The organism is Kribbella sp. (assembly GCF_035687465.1).
GTDB lineage: Bacteria > Actinomycetota > Actinomycetes > Propionibacteriales > Kribbellaceae > Kribbella.
Genome location: NZ_DASRXP010000674.1, coordinates 1 through 19,439 on the forward strand (window position 1 = coordinate 1; position 19,439 = coordinate 19,439).

General features: G+C 67.7%; 19 protein-coding genes. 12 read left to right on the plus strand and 7 right to left on the minus strand.

The genetic code is table 11. From position 1 onward, the window contains the following. The 3 genes from VFG33_RS36075 to VFG33_RS36085 form a co-directional block, all read left to right on the plus strand. On the plus strand, positions 1-256 hold a 256-nt coding region (locus VFG33_RS36075; protein WP_325057517.1), incomplete at its 5' end, for an ATP-binding cassette domain-containing protein. Further along, positions 256-1,485 (plus strand): ABC transporter permease, encoded by a 1,230-nt coding sequence (locus VFG33_RS36080; RefSeq protein WP_325057518.1) that lies wholly within the window; start codon positions 256-258, stop codon positions 1,483-1,485. The genes VFG33_RS36075 and VFG33_RS36080, both read left to right, overlap by 1 nt. 13 nt (positions 1,486-1,498) lie before the next feature. Beyond that, positions 1,499-2,053 (plus strand): hypothetical protein, encoded by a 555-nt coding sequence (locus tag VFG33_RS36085; protein ID WP_325057519.1) that lies wholly within the window; start codon positions 1,499-1,501, stop codon positions 2,051-2,053. A gap of 20 nt (positions 2,054-2,073) precedes the next feature. Here the strand turns inward: VFG33_RS36085 and VFG33_RS36090 are convergent, their stop codons facing one another. Beyond that, on the minus strand, positions 2,074-3,444 hold the full coding sequence (locus VFG33_RS36090; protein ID WP_325057520.1) for an MFS transporter: 1,371 nt from the start codon (positions 3,442-3,444) through the stop codon (positions 2,074-2,076). 25 nt (positions 3,445-3,469) lie between these two features. After that, positions 3,470-4,222 carry a glycerophosphodiester phosphodiesterase family protein gene (locus VFG33_RS36095; protein ID WP_325057521.1) on the minus strand — a complete coding sequence of 251 codons (753 nt, stop codon included), beginning with the start codon at positions 4,220-4,222 and terminating at the stop codon, positions 3,470-3,472. A 25-nt stretch (positions 4,223-4,247) separates the two neighbouring features. Between VFG33_RS36095 and VFG33_RS36100 the strand changes: the two genes are divergently transcribed. After that, a complete protein-coding gene (locus VFG33_RS36100) occupies positions 4,248-5,387 on the plus strand; it encodes an aminotransferase class V-fold PLP-dependent enzyme (RefSeq protein WP_325057522.1) in 1,140 nt (379 codons plus the stop codon). Here the strand turns inward: VFG33_RS36100 and VFG33_RS36105 are convergent. Further along, on the minus strand, positions 5,348-6,034 hold the full coding sequence (locus VFG33_RS36105) for a GntR family transcriptional regulator (protein WP_325057523.1): 687 nt from the start codon (positions 6,032-6,034) through the stop codon (positions 5,348-5,350). The genes VFG33_RS36100 and VFG33_RS36105 overlap by 40 nt on opposite strands. Positions 6,035-6,125: 91 nt before the next feature. Between VFG33_RS36105 and VFG33_RS36110 the strand changes: the two genes are divergently transcribed. The 8 genes from VFG33_RS36110 to VFG33_RS36145 are packed head-to-tail and all read left to right on the plus strand — an operon-like array spanning position 6,126 to position 13,622. Then, positions 6,126-6,980 carry an NAD(P)-dependent oxidoreductase gene (locus VFG33_RS36110; protein ID WP_325057524.1) on the plus strand — a complete coding sequence of 285 codons (855 nt, stop codon included), beginning with the start codon at positions 6,126-6,128 and terminating at the stop codon, positions 6,978-6,980. Next, entirely contained in the window at positions 6,977-7,873 is an 897-nt protein-coding gene (locus VFG33_RS36115) for a carbohydrate ABC transporter permease (RefSeq protein ID WP_325057525.1), read from the plus strand. Before VFG33_RS36110 ends, VFG33_RS36115 begins: the two co-directional genes overlap by 4 nt. Further along, entirely contained in the window at positions 7,870-8,748 is an 879-nt protein-coding gene (locus tag VFG33_RS36120; RefSeq protein WP_325057526.1) for a carbohydrate ABC transporter permease, read from the plus strand. Before VFG33_RS36115 ends, VFG33_RS36120 begins: the two co-directional genes overlap by 4 nt. Before the next feature lie 14 nt (positions 8,749-8,762). Next, positions 8,763-10,091 (plus strand): ABC transporter substrate-binding protein, encoded by a 1,329-nt coding sequence (locus tag VFG33_RS36125; RefSeq protein ID WP_325057527.1) that lies wholly within the window; start codon positions 8,763-8,765, stop codon positions 10,089-10,091. Beyond that, positions 10,091-11,251, plus strand: a complete 1,161-nt coding sequence (locus VFG33_RS36130) for a CaiB/BaiF CoA transferase family protein (protein WP_325057528.1) — start codon at positions 10,091-10,093, stop codon at positions 11,249-11,251. Before VFG33_RS36125 ends, VFG33_RS36130 begins: the two co-directional genes overlap by 1 nt. Then, the gene (locus tag VFG33_RS36135; RefSeq protein ID WP_325057529.1) at positions 11,248-12,027 is read left to right on the plus strand and encodes an enoyl-CoA hydratase; all 780 of its coding nucleotides are present in this window, start codon (positions 11,248-11,250) and stop codon (positions 12,025-12,027) included. Before VFG33_RS36130 ends, VFG33_RS36135 begins: the two co-directional genes overlap by 4 nt. Position 12,028: 1 nt before the next feature. Next, on the plus strand, positions 12,029-12,865 hold the full coding sequence (locus VFG33_RS36140) for an amidohydrolase family protein (protein WP_325057530.1): 837 nt from the start codon (positions 12,029-12,031) through the stop codon (positions 12,863-12,865). 13 nt (positions 12,866-12,878) lie between these two features. Then, positions 12,879-13,622 carry an RraA family protein gene (locus VFG33_RS36145; protein ID WP_325057531.1) on the plus strand — a complete coding sequence of 248 codons (744 nt, stop codon included), beginning with the start codon at positions 12,879-12,881 and terminating at the stop codon, positions 13,620-13,622. Here the strand turns inward: VFG33_RS36145 and VFG33_RS36150 are convergent. The 4 genes from VFG33_RS36150 to VFG33_RS36165 all read right to left on the minus strand — a co-directional run. Beyond that, entirely contained in the window at positions 13,619-14,470 is an 852-nt protein-coding gene (locus VFG33_RS36150; protein ID WP_325057532.1) for a carbohydrate ABC transporter permease, read from the minus strand. The genes VFG33_RS36145 and VFG33_RS36150 overlap by 4 nt on opposite strands. After that, positions 14,467-15,327 (minus strand): carbohydrate ABC transporter permease, encoded by an 861-nt coding sequence (locus VFG33_RS36155; RefSeq protein ID WP_325057533.1) that lies wholly within the window; start codon positions 15,325-15,327, stop codon positions 14,467-14,469. Before VFG33_RS36155 ends, VFG33_RS36150 begins: the two co-directional genes overlap by 4 nt. Next, positions 15,324-16,646 carry an ABC transporter substrate-binding protein gene (locus VFG33_RS36160; protein WP_325057534.1) on the minus strand — a complete coding sequence of 441 codons (1,323 nt, stop codon included), beginning with the start codon at positions 16,644-16,646 and terminating at the stop codon, positions 15,324-15,326. Before VFG33_RS36160 ends, VFG33_RS36155 begins: the two co-directional genes overlap by 4 nt. Before the next feature lie 21 nt (positions 16,647-16,667). Further along, positions 16,668-19,439 (minus strand): family 78 glycoside hydrolase catalytic domain (locus tag VFG33_RS36165; protein ID WP_325057535.1); only part of this gene is annotated, 2,772 nt, incomplete at its 5' end.

Consider the following 19,439-nt stretch of genomic DNA (forward strand, 5'->3'; position numbering starts at 1 on the left):
GTTGTCCGGCGGTCAGCAGCAGCGGGTCGCGATCGCCCGCGCGCTCTGCACCGGGCCGCGGATCCTGCTTGCCGACGAACCGACCGGAAACCTCGACCGGCACTCGACCGAAGAGGTGCTGGGCATGTTCGACGAGCTGAACGCCGACGGCCGCACGGTCGTGGTGATCACGCACGAGGACGAGGTCGCGCACCGTGCGCGGCGGCTGATCCAGGTCTCCGATGGTCAGATCGTCCGGGACGAGGTGACTCGCTGATGTCACCCCGCGATCTGTTCGGGGCCGCCCTGCGCGGTCTCGGCGCGAACAAGGTGCGGTCGCTGCTGACCGTGCTGGGCGTCGCCATCGGCGTCGGTGCCGTCATCGTGCTCGTTGCCGTCGGCAATGGCTCGGGCAAGGCGGTGCAGGACCAGCTCGAGGCGATGGGCACCAACCTGTTGACCGTCTCCACCACCGGCGGTGGCGGTGGGTTCGCCCGTGGCCAGGCCGGCCCGTCCGCCCAGCAGTACACCCTCACCATGGAAGATGCCGAGGCGCTCGGCGACGACCGCCTCGCCCCTGACGTGGCCGCCGTCGCCCCGGTGATGACCAGCACCGGTACTGCGACCAACGGCGACACCAGCTACACGATCAGCCAGGTGCTCGGCACCACCCCCGAGTACATGCCGGCGACGAACACCCCCGTCGGCAGCGGCCAGTCCTTCACCCAGCAGGACGTGGACACCTCCCAGCGGGTGGTCCTGCTCGGGCAGACGGCAGCCACCGAGCTCTTCGGCCGGGCGAACACAGCGGTCGGTCAGACGATCAAGCTCGGCGCGGTCGACTTCGTAGTACTGGGTGTGCTGGCGAGCAAGGACACCACCGGCTTCACCGATCCGAACGCGACGGCGATCGTGCCGATCACGACCCTCCGGGCCACCCAGGCCGGGTACGGCGCGCTCAGCCAGATCGTGGTCCAGGCGGCCGACAAGAACAAGGTGGACACCGCCCAGGCCGAGGTGACGGAGTTGCTCACGGCGCGGCACCAGGTGCCGGCCACCACCACGTCGCCGTTCCGGATCACCAACTCGGCGCAGATCCTGCAGACCAGCCAGGACACCGCCCAGACCTTCACCGCGTTGCTGGCGACGGTGGCCGCGATCAGCCTGATCGTCGGCGGCATCGGCGTCACCAACATCATGCTGGTCACCGTCACCGAGCGGACCCGTGAGATCGGCATCCGCAAGGCGCTCGGCGCCAAGCGGCGCGCGATCCTCGGGCAGTTCCTGATCGAGGCGACGCTGCTCAGCCTGATCGGCGGGCTGGTCGGGGTGATCACCGCCCTGGTTGTCAGCCGGTTCGAACTGGCCGGCGTGCAACCGGTCCTGGTCCCCTCGTCGATCGTGCTCGCCTTCGGCGTGTCCGCGGCCGTCGGGTTGTTCTTCGGCAGCATGCCCGCGCACCGGGCCGCCGGTCTCCGTCCCATCGATGCCCTACGCCACGAATGAGAGAGGTTTCTTCATGAGCACGCCCAACCAGTCCCAAGACGAGTTCAGCCAGATCGGTAGCGACGAGGAGGTCAAGGAGGCACTCCAGCCGAAGAAGACCCTGAACCTGCCGGCCGCCACCGCGGTGCTCGCCGGTGTCGTCGTCCTGGCGATCGGCCTCGGCGGTGGCGCCGGGCTGCACGCCGCCTTCGCGTCGGACAATACGAGCCAGACCCCGGCCGCAGGTCGCGCCGGCGGTTTCGGCGGTGCCGGTGGCTACACCGGAGCGCGTGGTGGCCAGGCGCCGGGTGGCGCGGCGGGAACGGCCGCCGTCGGCACGGTGGTGTCGGCGACCGACACGGAACTCGTCGTCAAGACGCAGACCGGCGACGTCACGGTCAAGCTCACCGGTGACACCAGCATCGAGATCACCGCCAAGGGCACCGCCTCGCAGCTCAAGGCCGGCGAGCAGGTCGTCGTCAGCGGCCAGACCACCGACGGCAGCCTCACCGCCAGCACCGTCCGCCAGGGCGGTGTCCCGATGGGCGGCGGCGGCCGCCCCGGCCAGTCCGCCACCCCCACCAACTAGTCACGCCGCGCCCAGCCCGCCTAGACCAGGGTGGGCTGGGTGTTGCCGGCTTCGGTGATGCCGCGGCGCATGTCGACGCGGGAGAGCAGGACCAGGCCGATCAGGAAGAAGAGGCCGAGGGCAACGATCGCCGGGCGGTAGGAGCCGGTGAGCTGGTGGACCAGGCCGAAGACCAGCGTGCCCAGCCACGACGTACCGCGCTCGCCTGCCTGGTAGAGGCTGAAGTACTCCGCCTCGCGGCCCTTCGGGATCAGCTGGCTGAAGGCGGACCGGGACAGCGCCTGGGTGCCGCCGAGCACGATCCCGATCGCCAGGCCCATCGCCAGGAACGGCGCGATCTGTTCGGCCGGCAGCATGAAGCCCGCGATCACGATCAGCATCCAGATCACCAGCCCGCCCATGATGGTGCGCTGGCTGCCGTACCGGCGGGCGAACCGGCCGAACGCGAGCGCGCCGAAGAACGCGACGAACTGGACCAGCAGGATCGTCATGATCAGGACCTGGGTCTCGAACCCGAGCTGCTTCTCCCCATAGGTGGACGAGACCGAGATGACGGTCTGGATCCCGTCGTTGAAGAACAGGTACGCGACCAGGAACAGCAGCGTCATCGGGTAGGTCCGCACGTGCTTCAGCGTGGCGAACAGCTGCCCGAAGCTCTGCCGGATCAGGTTCCCGCCGACCGGTACGACGCTCGCGGGTGGCCGGTTCCGCAGCTTCAGGTAGGGGATGATCGTGAACAGCCCCCACCACAACCCCGCGCTGAGCAGGCTGAGCCGGACCGCGGTGCCCTGGCTCATCCCGAGCGCGTCGTGCGCGGTGACCACGCCGAGGTTGATCGCCAGCAGGATGAACCCGCCCAGATAGCCGAAGGCCCAGGCCCGGGACGACACCTCGTCGCGTTCGTCCGGCGGGGCGATGTCGATCAGGATCGAGTCGTAGACCACCAGCGACGAGCCGAGACAGATGTTGGCGATGACGAGCAACAAGGTGCCGAGTGCCCAGCGGCCGCCCTCGACGAACACCATGCTGCAAGCGGACAGCGCTCCGACCCAGGCGAAGGAGCACATCAGCAACTTCTTGTTCGCCGAACGGTCCGCGATCGCGCCGACCACTGGCAGGAACAGCGCGGAGATCAGCGTCGCCAGCGTGACGGCGTAAAACGCGAGCGAGCCGGGGGAGATGCCGAGTCCGAGGATCTGGAGGTTGGTGTGGCAGGGGTCCTCCGTCGTACCGACGCGTCCGCAGGCGGCGGTCTCGGCGACCGAGGTGAGGTACGGCGCGAAGAGCACGGTCCCGACTGTGGTCACGTAGCCGGAGTTGGCCCAGTCGTAGAGGCTGAAGCCCCAGTACTCACGCTTGTCGACGGCTGCCGGGGCAGTCAGAAGTCCCATGCGCGGAGTCTGTCAGGTACGGGTGTTATTTCCACTGGCCACGGTCGATCAGTACGTCGCGGAGCAGGTCGGTGCGATCCGTGATCAGACCGTCGACACCGGCGTCGAGCAGCCGGTGCATCGCGGCCGGGTCGTCGACCGTCCAGATATGAACCTGCTTGCCCAGGGCATGGGCCCGCCGGAGCAGTCCGGGCGTGAGCACCCTGAACCGGCCGTACACCTCCGGGATCTGCAGGCACGCGCCGGGCGAGGACAGCCGAAAGGGCGCGAACCGCAGTCGCGCGATCTCCTGTTCACCGAAGCCGGTGGCAAGTCGTTCGCCGAGCTCGCGCCGGATCCGCCGTACCCGGGTCTGCGAGAAGGAGGACACGCAGACCCTGTCGATCGCGTTGGCCTGCCGCAGGACGTCGGCCGCCGGGCCCACCCCGTTGTCCGCCTTGATGTCCAGGTTGAGCTTGACCTCGGGGAACTGCTCGAGCACCTCGGTGAGCAGCGGGATCGGTTCGTGGCCGTTGATCCGGGCCTTCTTCACCTCGGACCAGGGCAGCTCGGCGATCACCCCGGTCCGGTCGGTGACCCGGTCCAGCCGACGGTCGTGGAAGGCGATCACGACGCCGTCGCGGGTCGCGTGCAGGTCGGTCTCGAGGTACTGGTAGCCCAGTCCGACGGCCTGGGCGAAGGCGTGCATCGAGTTCTCGTAGCCGAGGTTGTCCGGGTGCAGCGCGCCGCCGCGATGGGCCATCGCGATCGGCCCGTCGTGGTCGAGGTAGGGATACACAACGGGAAGTATGTACCGTTTGGACGTGACGGTACTCAGCCCCCGCCCCGACCTCTGGTCACTGGACCCCGACGTCCTCCACCTCAACCACGGCTCGTACGGCGCTGTCCCGCGCCGGACCCAGGAGCTCCTGGCCGCCCTGCGCGCCGAGACCGAGGCGAACCCGATGCTGTGGTTCCGCTCGGTCGCCGAGAGGCTCACCACCAGCCGGCTGGAGCTGGCCGCCTACCTGAACACCGACCCGGCCGGGTTCGCGCTGGTGCCGAACGCGAGTGCTGGCATCACCGCCGCGCTCGCGACCCTGCCGATCCGCCCCGGCCGCCGGATCGTCCTGACGAACCACGCGTACGGCGCGGTGCGCTTCGCGGCCGAACGGTTCGCCCGGGCGAGCCAGGCCGAGGTGGTAATCGTCGACCTACCGCTGGAAGCCGATGACGAGACCGTGGTGGCGGTGATCAGCGCGGAGCTGGACGAGCGCGCGTCCGTGCTGGTGGTCGACCAGATCAGCTCGGAGACGGCGACGGTGTTGCCGATCGCGCAGCTCGTCGAGGTCTGCAAGGCGCGCGGGATCCCGACTGTCGTGGACGGCGCCCACGCGCCGGCGCTGATCGATTCACCGGCGGCGGACGGCGCCGACTTCTGGACCGGCAACTTCCACAAGTGGCCGGCCTCGCCGCGCGCGACCGCCGGGCTCGTCGTCGCGGAGAAGTGGCGCCGGGAGACCTTGCCGCTGATCGTCTCCTGGTCCGAACACGACGAACGCCTGCCCGAGCGGTTCGACATGCAGGGCACCTACGACTACGCCCCCTGGATCGCGGCGCCGGAGTCGCTGCGCGTCCTGGACGAGCTGAACTGGCCCGTACGCCGCGCGCAACTGTCGGCGTTGATCGATGAAGGAGCGAAGGTGGTCGCCAAGGCGCTCGGCACGTGCGTCGCGGAGGTCGCTCACCCGGCAGCGACGATGCGCCTGGTGGAACTGCCTTTCCGGGGCGAGCGGAACCCAGCCGCGGGTGCGGCCTTCAAGGTCCGGGCTTCGAAGGAACTGAAGGCCGAGATCACCCTGACCTCCTTCGACGATCGGGTGTTCGTGCGGCTCTCGGCCCACGCCTACAACAGCCGGCGCGACTACGAGTTACTGGCCGAGCGCTTGCCCGCGTTGTTCTGAATCTCGCTGAAAGAGCGCTCTCCGTGCACTGCCAGTTCGGCGAGCACGGCTGTGGGATCGCCTGCCTCGACGAGGTCCAGCAGGAAGCGGTGCCGGGCGACGTGCTCGTTCAGATCCTCGTGGTAGTGCTCGCGGGCGTAGAGGTTGCGGGCCATGCAGAGCAGTAGCTGTTGCTGGACGGAGGCATAGGCCTCCTCGAGCCGACGGTGGCCGGCAAGAGCGATCAACGACGAGTGGAAGCGGTAGCCGGCCTGGACCAGGCTGCCGCGATCCTCGGCGGCCGCGCACTGCTCCATCTCGACCAGCGCCTCCTGCGCGGCCTTCAGGCGATCGGGGAACCGGACCGGGACGCCGAGCTCGATGGCCAGGCGTTCCAGCGCCGACCTCAGCGTGAGGATCTCGAAGACGTCCTGATCGGTCAGGGTCGCGACCATCGATCCACGCCGCGGGCGGGTGACGATCAGGCCTTCCTGTTCGAGCACCCGCAACGCCTCGCGCAGGGGAGGGCGGCTGATCCCGAGCTGCTCGGTGAGCCGCTCCTCGATCAGCCGCTCACCCTCGGCCAGCTCGCCCGCCAGGATCATCCGGCGGATCGCGCCGACGGCCAGCTGGACCAGGCTGGGCGACTGCAGTTGCTGCTCTGTCATACCGCTCATTCTCTCCTGCGATCTTGTCAGCGTCGACTATCTATTGTAGACAATAGTTCATAGACGACCGGCCGTGAACTGGAGGCGTTCCGTGGGCCGAAGAATCTCTCGCGAAACAACCCGGCTGGGCTTCGTCGGCCTGGGAAACCTGGGTAGCCCGATGGCGACCGCGCTGGTGCGGGACGGCTGGAGGCTGGCGGTGTACGACCGTGACCCGCAGCGAGCCGACGGCCTCGGCGCCGAAGTGGTGGATGAGCCAGCCGCTATCGCGGACTGCGGTGTGCTCGCGCTGGCGGTTCCGGATGATCAGGCGGTCGCGGAGATCCTCGACGAACTGGTGCCGCTGCTGGCGGCGGACTCGGTGGTCCTGATCCACAGCACGATCTTGCCCGCGACGGCGAAACGCCTTGCGGAGCAGGCGGAACCACGAGGGCTCGCCTTGCTCGACGTACCGGTGAGTGGGGGAGCGGAGAGAGCGCTTTCTGGTTCTCTCACGGTGATGGCCGGTGGACGGGCGGAGGTCCTGGACCAAGTGAGACCCGTGCTCGACTCCGTCGCGGACACGGTGATCCATGCCGGTCCCGCCGGTGCCGGGGCCGCGGTGAAGCTGGCGAACCAGTTGATGATGTTCGCGGCCCTTGCCGGAGTACAGGAGGCGCTGGACCTGGCCTGTGCGTACGGCGTACCGGAGCAGGTCGTCCTCGAGGCGGTGTCCACGAGCACTGGTGATTCGTGGATCACTCGCAACTGGGGGTTCTTCGATCGGGTCGCGGCCGCCTACGACAGCGCCGGCACTCCGGTGAAGGACCGGCCGTGGAGCAAGGATCTGTGGGACATCGTGGCCGCCGCGCGCGACTGCGACGTACAGGTTCCCCTGGCCGGGCTGCTCTCGCAGCAGTTGGCTGATCGGGTCGAGGCGCACGCCCGGAAGGGATCGGGCCCATGAAGAGCACCAGGACCGGCCGCGAAGGGCTGACCGCCTATGTGTTCCTGAGTCCCTGGCTGATCGGCGTCCTGCTGCTGACCATCGGCCCGATGCTGTACTCCGCCTATCTCGCGTTCACCAGCTACGACCTGCTGAGCGCGCCGAAGTGGATCGGCCTGGACAACTTCCGGCGGATGTTCACCGCGGACCCGCGGTACTTCTCGTCCGTCAAGGTCACCCTCGTGTACGTCGCGGTGTCGGTCCCGCTGCTGTTGATCGTCTCGATGGTGCTGGCTCTGCTGCTGAACAAGGGGATCAAGTTCCTCTCCGGCTACCGAGCCCTGTTCTACCTGCCCTCGCTGATGGGTGCGAGTGTCGCGATCGCGGTGCTGTGGCGGCAGATCTTCGGCAGCACGGGGCTGGTGAACCAGGTGCTGAGCTTGTTCGGCATCCAGCACGGCAGCTGGGTGGGCAGTCCTGGTACCGCCTTGTGGACGATCGTGACGCTCAACCTGTGGGCGTTCGGCGCGACGATGATCATCTTCCTGGCCGGCCTCCGGCAGGTGCCGGCGGAGTTGCACGAAGCGGCCGCGGTCGACGGGGCCGGGCCGATCCGGCGGTTCTTCAGCGTCACCCTGCCGCTGATGACGCCGCTGATCTTCTTCAACCTGCTGCTGGACACCATCCACGCGTTCCAGGCGTTCACCGGGGCGTTCGTGGTCAGCCGCGGTACGGGCGGGCCGACCGACTCCACCTTGTTCTACACGCTCTATCTGTACCAGCAGGGATTCGCCGAACTCAGGATGGGCTACGCCTCGGCGATGGCGTGGGCGCTGGTCATCGTGCTCGCGGCCTTCACCGGCTTCCTCTTCCTGACCGCCCGGCGCTGGGTCTACTACGGAGACGAACGATGACGACAGTGTCGATCGCCCGCCCGCTGTTCGGCCGGCGACGGACCCGCAACCCGATGGTGCTCGGGCTCGTCCGGCACGTCCTGCTGATCGCGGTCCTGATCGTGATGCTCTATCCCGTCGTGTGGATGGTGGCGGCGTCGTTCCGCCCGTCCGCCGAGGTGATGAACAGCCTCGGGTTGTTCTCGAAGAACTACACGCTGGACAACTACAAGCAGGGCTGGAGCGCCGGCCAGCTGAACTTCTCCCGCTACTTCCTCAACTCGATCGTGATCACCACCCTGTCGATCGCGGGCAACCTGTTCTCCTGCTCGCTGACCGCCTATGCGTTCGCGCGACTGGAGTTCCCGTTCAAGCGGGTGCTCTTCGGGTTGCTGCTGGCAACGATGTTGCTGCCGTACCACGTGACGCTGGTACCGCAGTACATCCTCTTCAACGAGCTCGCCTGGATGAACACCTACCTGCCGCTGGTGGTGCCGAAGTGGCTCGGGGTGGAGGCGTTCTTCATCTTCCTGATGGTGCAGTTCATCCGGACGCTGCCGCGGGAGCTGGACGACGCGGCGAGGATCGACGGCTGCGGGCACTGGCGCACGTTCATCCGGATCATCATGCCGCTGGCTTTGCCGGCGCTGGGGACGACGGCGCTGTTCACCTTCATCAACAGCTGGAACGACTTCCTCGGTCCGCTGCTCTACCTGAACCGGCCGGAGCTGTGGACCGTCTCGCTCGGCCTCAATTCCTTCCTGGACGTGACCGGCGAGTCGGCCTTTGGCTCGCTCTTCGCCATGTCCACCCTCGCGCTCGCTCCGATCGTCGGCTTCTTCCTCGTCTCGCAGAAACTGCTGATCGAGGGCGTCGCGACCACCGGCCTCAAATGACTAGGAGACCTCCCATGAAACGACTCGGTACTGCGGCGCTCGCACTGCTGATGGTCGCCGGGTGCAGTGGCACGTCGGTCGGCGATCCCGGCGGGGATTCCGCCGCCGGTGGACAGGATGGCAAGGGTGAGGTCAAAGGCGGCCTGCAGCTGACCTTCTGGGGTGGAGCGAACCGGGCGGCCAAGACCAACGCGGTCGCCGACTTGTTCGTGAAGGCGCACCCCGGCGTCACCGTCGACCGGCAGAACGCCGACTTCGGCAACTACTTCAACAAGCTGAACATCCAGGCGTCCAGCAAGACCCTGCCCTGCGTGATGCAGCTCCAGGGTCGCCAGCTGAACGACTACACCAAACGCAAGGTCCTGCTACCGCTCGACCCGATGATCGAATCCGGCGCGATCAAGGTGGACGACATCCCCAAAGAGGTCGTCGACACCGGCCGCGGGCCGGACGGCAAGCTCTACTTCCTCCCGTACGGCGCCGCGTACGACGCGGTCGGGGTCAACGCCACCCTCGCGGAGCAGGCCGGGGTCGGTCTGCCTCCAGAGGGCTACGACTGGAAGCAGTACACGGACTGGATGACGCGAGCCCAGGCCAAGCTCCCGGCAGGCACCTTCGCCGCCGGAGCGCGGGGGAGTACGCCGAACTACTTCATCGCGTACAACCTTGCCAACGGCAAGCAGTTGTTCACCGACGACGGCAAACTCGGTTTCACCAAGGAGACGCTGATCGAGTACTGGGAGATGTGGGAGAAGCTGCGCAAGGCCGGCGTCACCATGAGTGCTGACTCTCAGGCCGATGAGCCGCAGTCCGCCGAGCAGGGGTTCATCGCCCAGGGCAGGATCCTGACCGACAGCATCCCGGGGAACGCGCTGACCCCGGCCTCGGCGACCCTGGCGACCAAGCCGGGCGGGCAGAAACTGACCACGCTGCCGATGCCGTCCGGTCCGGAAGGCTCGGGCAATGCGATGTTCACCTCGGGCTTCGCGATTCCGACCAACTGTGACAACGTCCCGACCGCGGCCGCGTTCATCGACTTCTTCACCAACGACCTCGAGGCCGGCAAGGTGTTCAAGTCCGACAACGGCGCGGCGACCAATACGAAGGTGCTCGACGCGCAACTGAAGGACCCGGCGCTGGCTCCGTTGAAGAAGCACGAGCTCGAGCTCTATGCGCAGATCGTGGCGAAGAAGCCGCCGACGATCCTCTACCCGCCGGGTTACCAGGCCACCTTCGAGTCGGCCTACAGCCGGGCCTACGAGGAGGTTGCCTTCGGCAAGAAGACGGTGCAGCAGGCGGCCGATGCGTTCTTCGCCGAGGCGGACGCGGGGCTGGGTGGCTGATGGTGGAGCTGGCGGGCGCGTTGGACGGACTGCGGGTGCTGGACCTGACCCAGGTGATGGCCGGGCCCTTCTGCACCATGCTGCTGGCCGATCTGGGGGCCGACGTGATCAAGATCGAGAACCCGGAGGCGGGTGACCAGACCCGGCGATCCTGGGGATACTCGGTTCACGGCGAGGACAGCCGGGCCTTCCTCGCGCTGAACCGGAACAAGCGCAGCGTCTGCCTGGACCTCAAGTCGGCCGAGGACCTGGCGTCGTTCCATCGGCTCGTCCTGTCCGCGGACATCGTGGTGGAGAACTTCCGCCCGGGCGTGACCAAGCGGCTCGGTGTCGACTACGAGACCCTCGCTGCGCTCAACCCGCGGCTGATCTACGCAAGCGTCTCCGGCTTCGGCCAGACCGGCCCGTACGCCGACCGGCCCGGGTACGACCTGATCGCCCAGGCGATGTCCGGCGTCATGAGCATCACCGGTACGCCGGGCGGCGAGCCGGTGAAATGCGGAGTGCCCGTCGGGGATCTCGGGGCCGGCATGTTCTGCGCCTTCGGCATCGTCGCCGCGGTCCATGCCCGGGAGCGGGACGGGCAGGGCCAGTACGTCGAGACCTCGTTGTTCGAGTCGGCTCTGGCGATGTCGGTCTGGGAGTCCACGGAGTACTGGGCGACCGGGGACGTTCCGCAACCGCTCGGCTCGGCCAACCGGATGTCGGCGCCGTACCAGGCGCTGCGGACGAAGGACGGGCACCTGACCCTCGGTGCGAACAACGAGCGCCTCTGGCAGCGACTGTGCGTGGCGCTCGAGGTGACGCGGCTGCAGACCGATCCACGGTTCGTCACGAACACCGACCGGATGGCCCACCGCGATGAGCTGGCCGCGGAGCTGGAGGAGACACTGGCCACGGCGACGACCGACGAATGGGTCGCGCTGCTGCTGGAGGCCGGAGTACCGGCTGGACCGATCCGTGACTACCGCCAGGTGCTGGACTCCGATCCCCACGTCCAGGCCCGGGGGATGGTGCAGGAGATCGACCATCCGGTCGAAGGTCGCGTGCGGGTGCTCGGCTCACCGGTCCGGATGAGCCGTACGCCGGCCCGGCTCCGGCGGCACCCCCCGCTGCTCGGTGAGCACACCGAAGAGGTGCTGATGGAAGGGAAGACATGACGTCTGGTGAGCTGGTGGTCAAGCGGGAGGGCCCGATCCTCCGCCTCTGGCTGTCCAACCCCGAACGCCGCAACGCCATCACCTGGCCGATGTACGACGGCCTCGAGAAGGTCCGGGAGATCGTGGCGGAGGACCCGGGAATCCGCGTCGTCGCGCTGCGCGGTGCGGGTGGTGAGGCCTTTGCCGCGGGCACCGACATCCGGCAGTTCGCGGACTTCACGTCGGGGGAGCAGGGCGTGGAATACGAGCACCGCATCGGCCGGGTGCTGTCGAGTCTGCTGCAGATCCGTGTCCCGGTGGTCGGCATCGTGGAAGGCCCGGCTGTCGGGGCGGGACTGGCACTGGCCGCTTGCTGCGATCTGTTGATCGCCACGCCCGACGCGGTCTTTGGTGCACCGGTCGCGCGGACGCTTGGAAACACGCTGCCGCCGCTGGTTCTCGCTCGGCTGCAGAAGCGACTCGGGGCCGGGCGGACGATGGCCATGGTCCTGACCGCGCGGCTGCTCCCGGCACCGGAGGCGCTAGTGGCCGGCTTCGTGAGCGACCTGGTTCACCGGGACGAGCTCGACGCGGCGGTCGAGGAGTTGCTGGAGTTGATCTGCCGGAATGCGCCGCTCACGGTGGCGTCGCTCAAGGAGGTTGAGCGGCTGGTCGATCGGGACGGCCCGGGCGCCGATGCGGACGAAGTACTGGCTGCTGTTTATGGCAGCCGGGACTTCAGGGAAGGCGTCGCGGGGTTCCTGGCGCATCGGAAGATCGAGTGGGAGGGGCGTTGAGATGCCGGTGATCGACGCGCACCACCACTTCTGGCGAGTGGCCGCGCAGAACCAGCCCTGGCGGGACGACCGGCATGGCGCGATCGCGCGGGACTACTCGCCGGCCGATCTGCAGGCGGAACTCGCCGCGGTGGGTGTGGACGGGACGGTCCTGATCCAGTCGGTCGACGAACCTGCCGAGAACGATCGGCTGGCCGGCTATGCACTTGAGGCTCCGTTCGTGCATGCGGTGGTGGGCTGGTTGCCGCTGTCGGACCCCCCTGCCGCGCGTGCCGAGCTCGCCCGGTCGCGCAGTCCCTACCTGCGTGGAGTGCGCTGCCTGGTCGGCCGGGATCCGCTGGACTGGCTGACGAAGCCGGACTCGGTCGAGTTGTTCAGGGAACTTGCCGAGGCCGGGTTGAGCTGGGACGTAGTACCGGTCACCGCGGCACAGACAGCGGCGGTGACGGAGCTTGCGCACGCAGTACCGGAGCTGCGGATCGTTGTCGATCACCTCGGTCGCCCGCCGATCGAATCCGGCGGGTGGGAGCCGTGGGCTGGGCAGATGCGGCAGTTGTCGGAGTGTCCACAGCTTGCGGTGAAGGTGTCGCTCGGCATCGATCTTCTGACCGCGTTGCCGCAGTGGCCTGAGGTGCATCGCTATGTCCGTTGGGCTGCTGAGTGTTTCGGGGCAGAGCGGCTGATGCTTGCGAGCAACTGGCCCGTGGTGCTGCTGCGGGCCGACTACCAGCAGGCGTGGGGGAGCCTGCGCGCGGCCGTCGAGCGAGTGTTCGACGACCCGAATGATCTCGCGGCCGTCCTTGGAGGGACCGCCGCGCGTTTCTACCGGATCAAGTGAAAGGTCTTCTTTGATGACAGTCACTGAAACTGCCAACGCCAACGACCTGTCCAGCCTGTACCGGCACCTGCGGGTGGTGGATGTGGCGGACGCGCTGGACGGCATCGGGTACTTCGACATCGGGCTGATGTCGCCGGACGTCCGGCCGCTCTGGCTCGGGATGAAGTTCTGGGGCCAGGCGGCCACCATCCGCGCGGTCCCGTCGAACCGGCCGATGTGGAAGCTGGACAGCACCCAGGACATCGTCGAGGCACACCGGATCTGGTTCGAGGAGACCGGCAACGTCAAACTGCCGGCCGACCTGCAGCCCGGCCACGTCGTGGTGATGGACGCCGGCGGCGGTAAGGAGGTCGGCTTCTGGGGCTCCGAGAACGGGATGGGCGCGGTGCAGCGGGGTGCGGCCGGGATCGTCACCGACGGGTACTGCCGCGACACCGCCGAGATCACCGCCCAGCGGACCCCGATCTGCTCGCGGCACCGCGGCCGGACGATCATCCCGGGCCGGATCAAGGTGGTCGAGACACAGACCACGATCGCCTGCGGCGGTACCCAGGTCAGCCCCGGCGACATGATCGGCTGCGACGACGACGGCGTGATCGTCGTACCGGCCGGGGTCGCGGAGGATGTCGCCGTCCACGCCCGCGCGATCCTGCTGGCGGACATGCGTGCCCGCCGTAAGCACTACGACGCTCTCGGCATGAAGCCCGACAGCTCCGTCGACTACGACGCGGTGGAGGCGTACTACACGGACCTCTAGCCCTTCACCGCGCCCGACGTCATCCCGGCGACGATCTGGCGGTTGAAGAACAGGAACATGATCAGCGGCGGGATGGTGATCAGCAGGATGTTCATGAACAGCAGGTTGTACTGGGTGGTGAACTGGCTCTGGAAGTTGTAGAGGGTCAGCTGGACGGTCGCGTTCTGGTCGCCGGGCAGGAAGTACAGCGGGTTCACGAAGTCGTTGAACACCGCCACTGACTGGACCACGACGACCGTCACGATGACCGATCGCAGCAGCGGGAAGATGACTTGGAAGAACAGCCTTAGCGGACCGGCGCCGTCGATCACCGCCGCCTCGTCGAGCTCGCGGGGGATCGTCGCGACGAACGCCCGGAAGAGCAGGATGCAGAACGACAGCCCGAACGCGATCTCGATCAGGATCAGCCCGGACATGGTCCGGAACAGACCGAGCCGCTGCAGCACCCAGATCGTCGGGACGACGGCCGGTGGGATGATCAGCCCGGACAGCACCAGGAAGTTGATGAAGGGGTTCCACCGGCTCCGGCGGCGTTGCAGAACGAACCCGGCCATCGCCGCGAGCACGACCATGCCGGTGACGCTGGCCACGGTCAGGATCGTGCTGTTGATGTAGGCGATCACCAGCATGTAGTCGCGGGCCTGGATCACTTCGACGAAGTTCTGGACGATGCGGAGCTGATGCGGCCAGGAGAAGTCGAGCAGCGCGGCCTGCTGCCGGTCCTTGACCGCGGTCAGCACGATGAAGGCGAACGGGATGACGAACACCACGATCGAGGCCAGGATCGCGACCACGCTGAGCAGGTAGTTGCGGCCGGGTTTGTGGTTCACGAGTTCGGCGGTGCTCACATGTCCACCTCCTTGCGGTTCAGGAACCAGGACAACGGCAGGATGATCGCGGTGACCACCAGGAACAGCACCACGTTGCCGGCTGTCGACAGGCCGTAGAACCCGGCCTGGTACTGCTTGTAGATGACGGACGCGATCACGTCCGAGGTGAAGCCGGGACCGCCGCGCGTCATCAACCAGATCAGCTCGAACGACCGCAGGCCGCCGATCAGGGACAGGATGATGACGGTGACGGTGGCCGGCCGGGACAGCGGGAGCACGATCCGGCGGAACGTCTCCCAGGCGCCGGCTCCGTCGACCCGGGCGGCCTCCAGGTACTCCCGGGGAATCGACACGATGCCGGCGATGTAGATCAGGGTGGCCAGCCCGACGCCCTTCCACACGTCGACCAGCGCGACCGACAGCAGCGCGTACTTCGGGTCGGTCAGCCAGCCGGGTCCCTCGATGCCGATCACGCTGAGCGCACCGTTGATCAGCCCGCGTTCGGGGTTCATCAGGACCGTGAACATGATGCCGACGCCGATCGTGCTGGCCAGTACCGGGAAGAACACGACCGACCGCAGATAGGTGCGACCGATCACCCGGGACGTCAGCAGCACGGCGAGCATCAGCCCCAGCACCACCTTCGACCCGGAGGTGACGAACGCGAAGATCAGCGTGTTGGTGAAGCCCTTGACCAGCTGGGGCTCGGAGAAGAACAGCTTGAAGTTCTCCAGGCCGATGAACTTCGACTCGAACAGGCTCCACCGCGTCAGGCTGTAGTAGAACGACGCGAAGGTCGGGATGACGAACAGCACCCCGTAGATCACCGCGGTCGGCAGATAGAACCAGTACTTGTACGGCGTGTAGGTCCTCACCAACCCGCCAGCCCGAGCTGCTGGGCCTGCTTCTTGACGTCCTCGTCGTAGCGGTCGGCGCCGTCCTTGGCCTTACGGATACCGGAGCCCACCTCGACGGTGATCTGCTCCAGCGACGGGCCCTTGACCGGCGACACGAACTCCAGCGCCAGGCTGGAGCCACCGGACTTGTCGAGGTAGGGCTGCATGTCCTTGATGGCCCGCGGTACGTCGGTCGGCAGCTCGCAGCCCTTGACGGCGTACGGGCCGGTCGGGACGCCCGCGCTGGCCAGGGACTTGCAGCCGTCCGGGCTGGCGATGAAGGCGAGGAACTTCTTCGCCGCGTCCAGCTTGTCGCCGGTCGTGCTGGTCGGGATGTAGACGCCACCGGGAGTCCACACCGTCAGGCCGTTGGTGCTCGCGTCGTCACCAGGCAACGCGAACAGTCCGACGTCCTTGGCCGCATTCGGATAGGTGGCGACCATGTCGTTGACCACACCAGTCAGGATCGGGTAGTGCGCACCTTTGCCCTGGGCAAGCATTCGGAGGCCGTCGGGGAGCTTGGCCGAGGCGAAGTCCTTGTTCTCGTAACTCTGGTCGTGCACCTGCTGGGTGTGCTCGAAGCCCTTCACGGCCGTCGGCGAGGTCGCGTACTTGACCTGGTTCTTGGTGTACTTGTCGGCGAAGTCCGGCTCGGCGGCCGCGACGTTGTGGAAGTCGCCCAGGACGAACAGCTGCGACGTCCAGGTCTCGCCGTAGGTCTGGATCACCGGTGCGATCCCGGCCGCCTTGATCTTGGCGTTGTTGGCCATGAACTCGGCCCACGTGGTCGGCACCTTGAGCCCGAGCCGGGTGTAGACCGGGATGTTGTAGAGGACCGCGCCGCCCATGAATCCGCCGGACGGGACCCCGTAGACCTGATCGCCGGCCGTCACCGTCTTCTTGAAGTTGTCGTCCAGGTCGCCGATGTAGGGCTGGTCACCGATCGGGACCAGGTTCTTCTGCGGCGCGATCGCCTGGAACAGCGAGCCGGTGTTGTAGCCGAAGACGTCCGTCATGTCGCCGGTGGACAGCCGGGTCTTGATGATGTTGTCGCCCTCGGAACCGGCCGGCCGGCTCTCGAGCTTGACCGTGATGCCGGGATTCTTGGCGGTGAAGTCCTTGACGAGCTGGTTGGCCTCCTTCAGGTCCTGCTCCTGGTTCCCCGTCAGATAGGTGATGCTGACGGAACTGCCGCCCGCATCGTCGCTGGAACCGAGACTGCCTGCGCTGCAGGCGGTCAGAACGAGCGAGCAGGCCGCGGCAACGGCCAGTCCTCTGGTGCGTGGGCGGAACCTCATCAGGACCTCCAGGGATGTTGATCAGGGATTGAGCAGACGGTCGAGTTCGGTCTGCAGCGTCTCGGCCGAGGGCGAGAGGCCGCGCGGACTGATGGCTTCGACCAGCCGGCCGGCCGACTGGTCGAGATAGCGCTCGAGCCGGGCGGCGAGCTCGGCGTCGTCGGTGACGATCTCGTTCTCCCGGGCGGCGATGACGAGTGCATCCCAGGTGGGCTCGTGGTCCATCAGTTGCCGGATGCTCGCCTCGGCCGGCAGCGGCGGCGCGACGGCGTACGGGTCGTCGGCAGTCCACTCGTGCGTGCCGTGACCGACGTTGATCGGTGTGCTCTCGCCGGGCACGTGGACCTCTGCCCGCGAGCCGACCGGCACGGTGACCTCGAGCTTGAGCTGCCCGTTCTCGCGGCTCCACGAAACCGCGGCTTCGCCGTACGGCGTGAGGTGCCGGGCTGAAGCGCTGGTGAGTTTTGAAGTGGGCAGGGGGTGGACCACTATCGTGCGGTAGCCGGGATCGCCTGGTGCGAGGCCGGCCACGCGGCGATGCATCCAGTCAGCCACCGCGCCGAGTGCGTAGTGGTTGAACGACGTCATCTGGCCGGGATTGATGCTGCCGTCGGGCAACATGCTGTCCCAGCGTTCCCACACCGTCGTCGCGCCCATGGTCACTGCGTACAGCCAGGAGGGGCAGCCTGTCTGTAACAAGAGCCGGTACGCCAGCTCAGGATGTCCGGTATCGGCCAGCACGTCCGCCATCAGCGGCGTACCGACGAATCCGGTGCTGATCCGGAAGCCCGCCGTCCGGACCAGGTCGGCCAGCCGCTCACCGGCCCGGCGGCGCTGTTCCTCCGTGGGCAGCAACGCCCACTGCAGGGCCAGCGCGTACGTCGTGGCGGCGTCGCTCAGGACCCGGCCGCCTTCGGTCGTGTACTCCGCCACGAACGCCTGCCGGACGCGGGCCGCCAGATCGGCGTACTCGCGGGCCAGTTCGGCATCGCCGACCACCTCCGCCGCTTGCGCGACGACCTCCGCCGAGCGGGCCAGATGCGCGGTGGCGATGACGTCCGGGTCCGCCTTCGCGCGGAACGGGTTGTCCGGCGGCGCCGTCGGGTCGAGCCAGTCACCGAACTGGAACCCACCGGTCCACAACAGATCGGTGCCGGCCAGGTCGGCCATCCGATCCACCCACGCCCGCATGCTCGGCAGCTGGCGGGCCAGCAGGCCACTGTCACCGGTGCGCTCGTAGATCACCCAGGGCACGATCGTTGCCGCGTCCCCCCAAGCGGCCGTCGCCGGTCCGGGCTGCCGGAAGATGTCCGGTACGACGTACGGCACCGAGCCGTCCTTCTTCTGCTCGGCCGCCAGATCGGCCAGCCAGTTGGTGAGGAACCCCGCGGTGTCGAACAGGAAGCTCGCGGTGGGGGAGAAGACCTGGAGATCGCCGGTCCAGCCGAGCCGTTCGTCGCGCTGTGGGCAGTCGGTCGGTACGTCGACGAAGTTGCCGCGCATCCCCCAGACGACGTTCTCGTGGAAGCGGTTGAGCAGCTCGTCCGACGACTCGAACCACCCGGTCCGGCGCAGGTCGGAGTTGATCACGACGGCTTCCAGGTCACCGACACGCAGATCCCGTACGCCGGTGACCTCGGCGTACCGGAAGCCGTGGAAGGTGAGCGGTGAATCGAGGATCACCTCATCGGGGCCGGCGAGGACGTAGGTGTCGGTGGCCTTGGCGGTGCGCAGTGGGCGTACGCCGAGTTCGCCGTCCTCGAGGACCTCGGCGTGCCGCAGGACGATCTCGTCGCCCTCCGCACCGCCGCGGACCGTGAGCCGAACCCGGCCGACGACGTTCTGCCCGAAGTCGACCAAGGTCTTCCCGGACGGTGAGGTGGTGATCTCGAGAGCAGGCAGGACGTCCGTCACCCGTACCGGTGGGCCGTCCGGTGCGACGAGGAGAGTCAGGTCGGCGTCGAGGACGTCGACCGGGGTCGCGGGGCCGGTCGGCCGGCGCAGGTCGGTGCGCTGGCCGTCGTAGATGTCGTCCGCGATGATCGCGCTCTCGTGCGCCGTCCAGGTGTCGTCGCTGCCGAAGACGTGCACCTCGCCGTCGGCAGTGGTGACCTCGAGTTGCGCGAGCACGGCCAGCCGATCGCCGTACAGGGCGTCCTTGCCGTGGAAGCCGAGGCGGCCGCGGTACCAGCCGTTGCCGACGAGGAACTCGAGGTTGTTCTCGCCGGAGCGGACGAGGTCGGTCACGTCGTACGTCTGGTAGCGAAGCCGCTGCTGGTACGCCGTCCAGCCAGGCGCGAGTTCATCGTCGCCGACGCGCGCTCCGTTGAGTTCGGGCAGGTAGATGCCGTGCGCGGTGGAGTAGAGGCGGGCACGGGTGACGCCTTCAGGCAACTGGAGAAGGCCTTTGAGCACAGGGGCTGGAGAGCCGATGGCACCGATCTCGCGCGGACTCACGAACTGCGCGGTCCAATCGTCGGCGGTGAGCAGCCCCGCCTCGACGGTCGCGGGTTCACTCCACTCGCTCCAGTCACCGTCGCCGCGCGCTCGCACCCGGACCTGGGCCGACTGACGCGAGGCGAGTGGTGCACCAGGCCAGGGGACCAGGACCTGGTCGGGCGATTCGACCTTGTACACCTGCGCTTCGCCGGTGGTGATCTCGAGCTCGTACTCCGTCTGCTGGTACCCGGCGGCGGCGGTCGGGACCTGCCAGGACAGGCGAGGTGTCGCGGTGCCGATGCCCAGGACGGGCCCGGCCTCGGTCCGGTGCTCGAAGCGGAGAAGGGTGGGGGC

Bases quoted from the DNA above. Each gene is read 5' to 3' on its own strand.
- VFG33_RS36080 (WP_325057518.1), top strand. From the start codon at position 256: ATGTCACCCCGCGATCTGTTCGGGGCCGCCCTGCGCGGTCTCGGCGCG.
- VFG33_RS36085 (WP_325057519.1), top strand. From the start codon at position 1,499: ATGAGCACGCCCAACCAGTCCCAAGACGAGTTCAGCCAGATCGGTAGC.
- VFG33_RS36090 (WP_325057520.1), bottom strand. From the start codon at position 3,444: ATGGGACTTCTGACTGCCCCGGCAGCCGTCGACAAGCGTGAGTACTGG.
- VFG33_RS36105 (WP_325057523.1), bottom strand. From the start codon at position 6,034: ATGACAGAGCAGCAACTGCAGTCGCCCAGCCTGGTCCAGCTGGCCGTC.
- VFG33_RS36115 (WP_325057525.1), top strand. From the start codon at position 6,977: ATGAAGAGCACCAGGACCGGCCGCGAAGGGCTGACCGCCTATGTGTTC.
- VFG33_RS36120 (WP_325057526.1), top strand. From the start codon at position 7,870: ATGACGACAGTGTCGATCGCCCGCCCGCTGTTCGGCCGGCGACGGACC.
- VFG33_RS36125 (WP_325057527.1), top strand. From the start codon at position 8,763: ATGAAACGACTCGGTACTGCGGCGCTCGCACTGCTGATGGTCGCCGGG.
- VFG33_RS36130 (WP_325057528.1), top strand. From the start codon at position 10,091: ATGGTGGAGCTGGCGGGCGCGTTGGACGGACTGCGGGTGCTGGACCTG.
- VFG33_RS36135 (WP_325057529.1), top strand. From the start codon at position 11,248: ATGACGTCTGGTGAGCTGGTGGTCAAGCGGGAGGGCCCGATCCTCCGC.
- VFG33_RS36140 (WP_325057530.1), top strand. From the start codon at position 12,029: ATGCCGGTGATCGACGCGCACCACCACTTCTGGCGAGTGGCCGCGCAG.
- VFG33_RS36145 (WP_325057531.1), top strand. From the start codon at position 12,879: ATGACAGTCACTGAAACTGCCAACGCCAACGACCTGTCCAGCCTGTAC.
- VFG33_RS36160 (WP_325057534.1), bottom strand. From the start codon at position 16,646: ATGAGGTTCCGCCCACGCACCAGAGGACTGGCCGTTGCCGCGGCCTGC.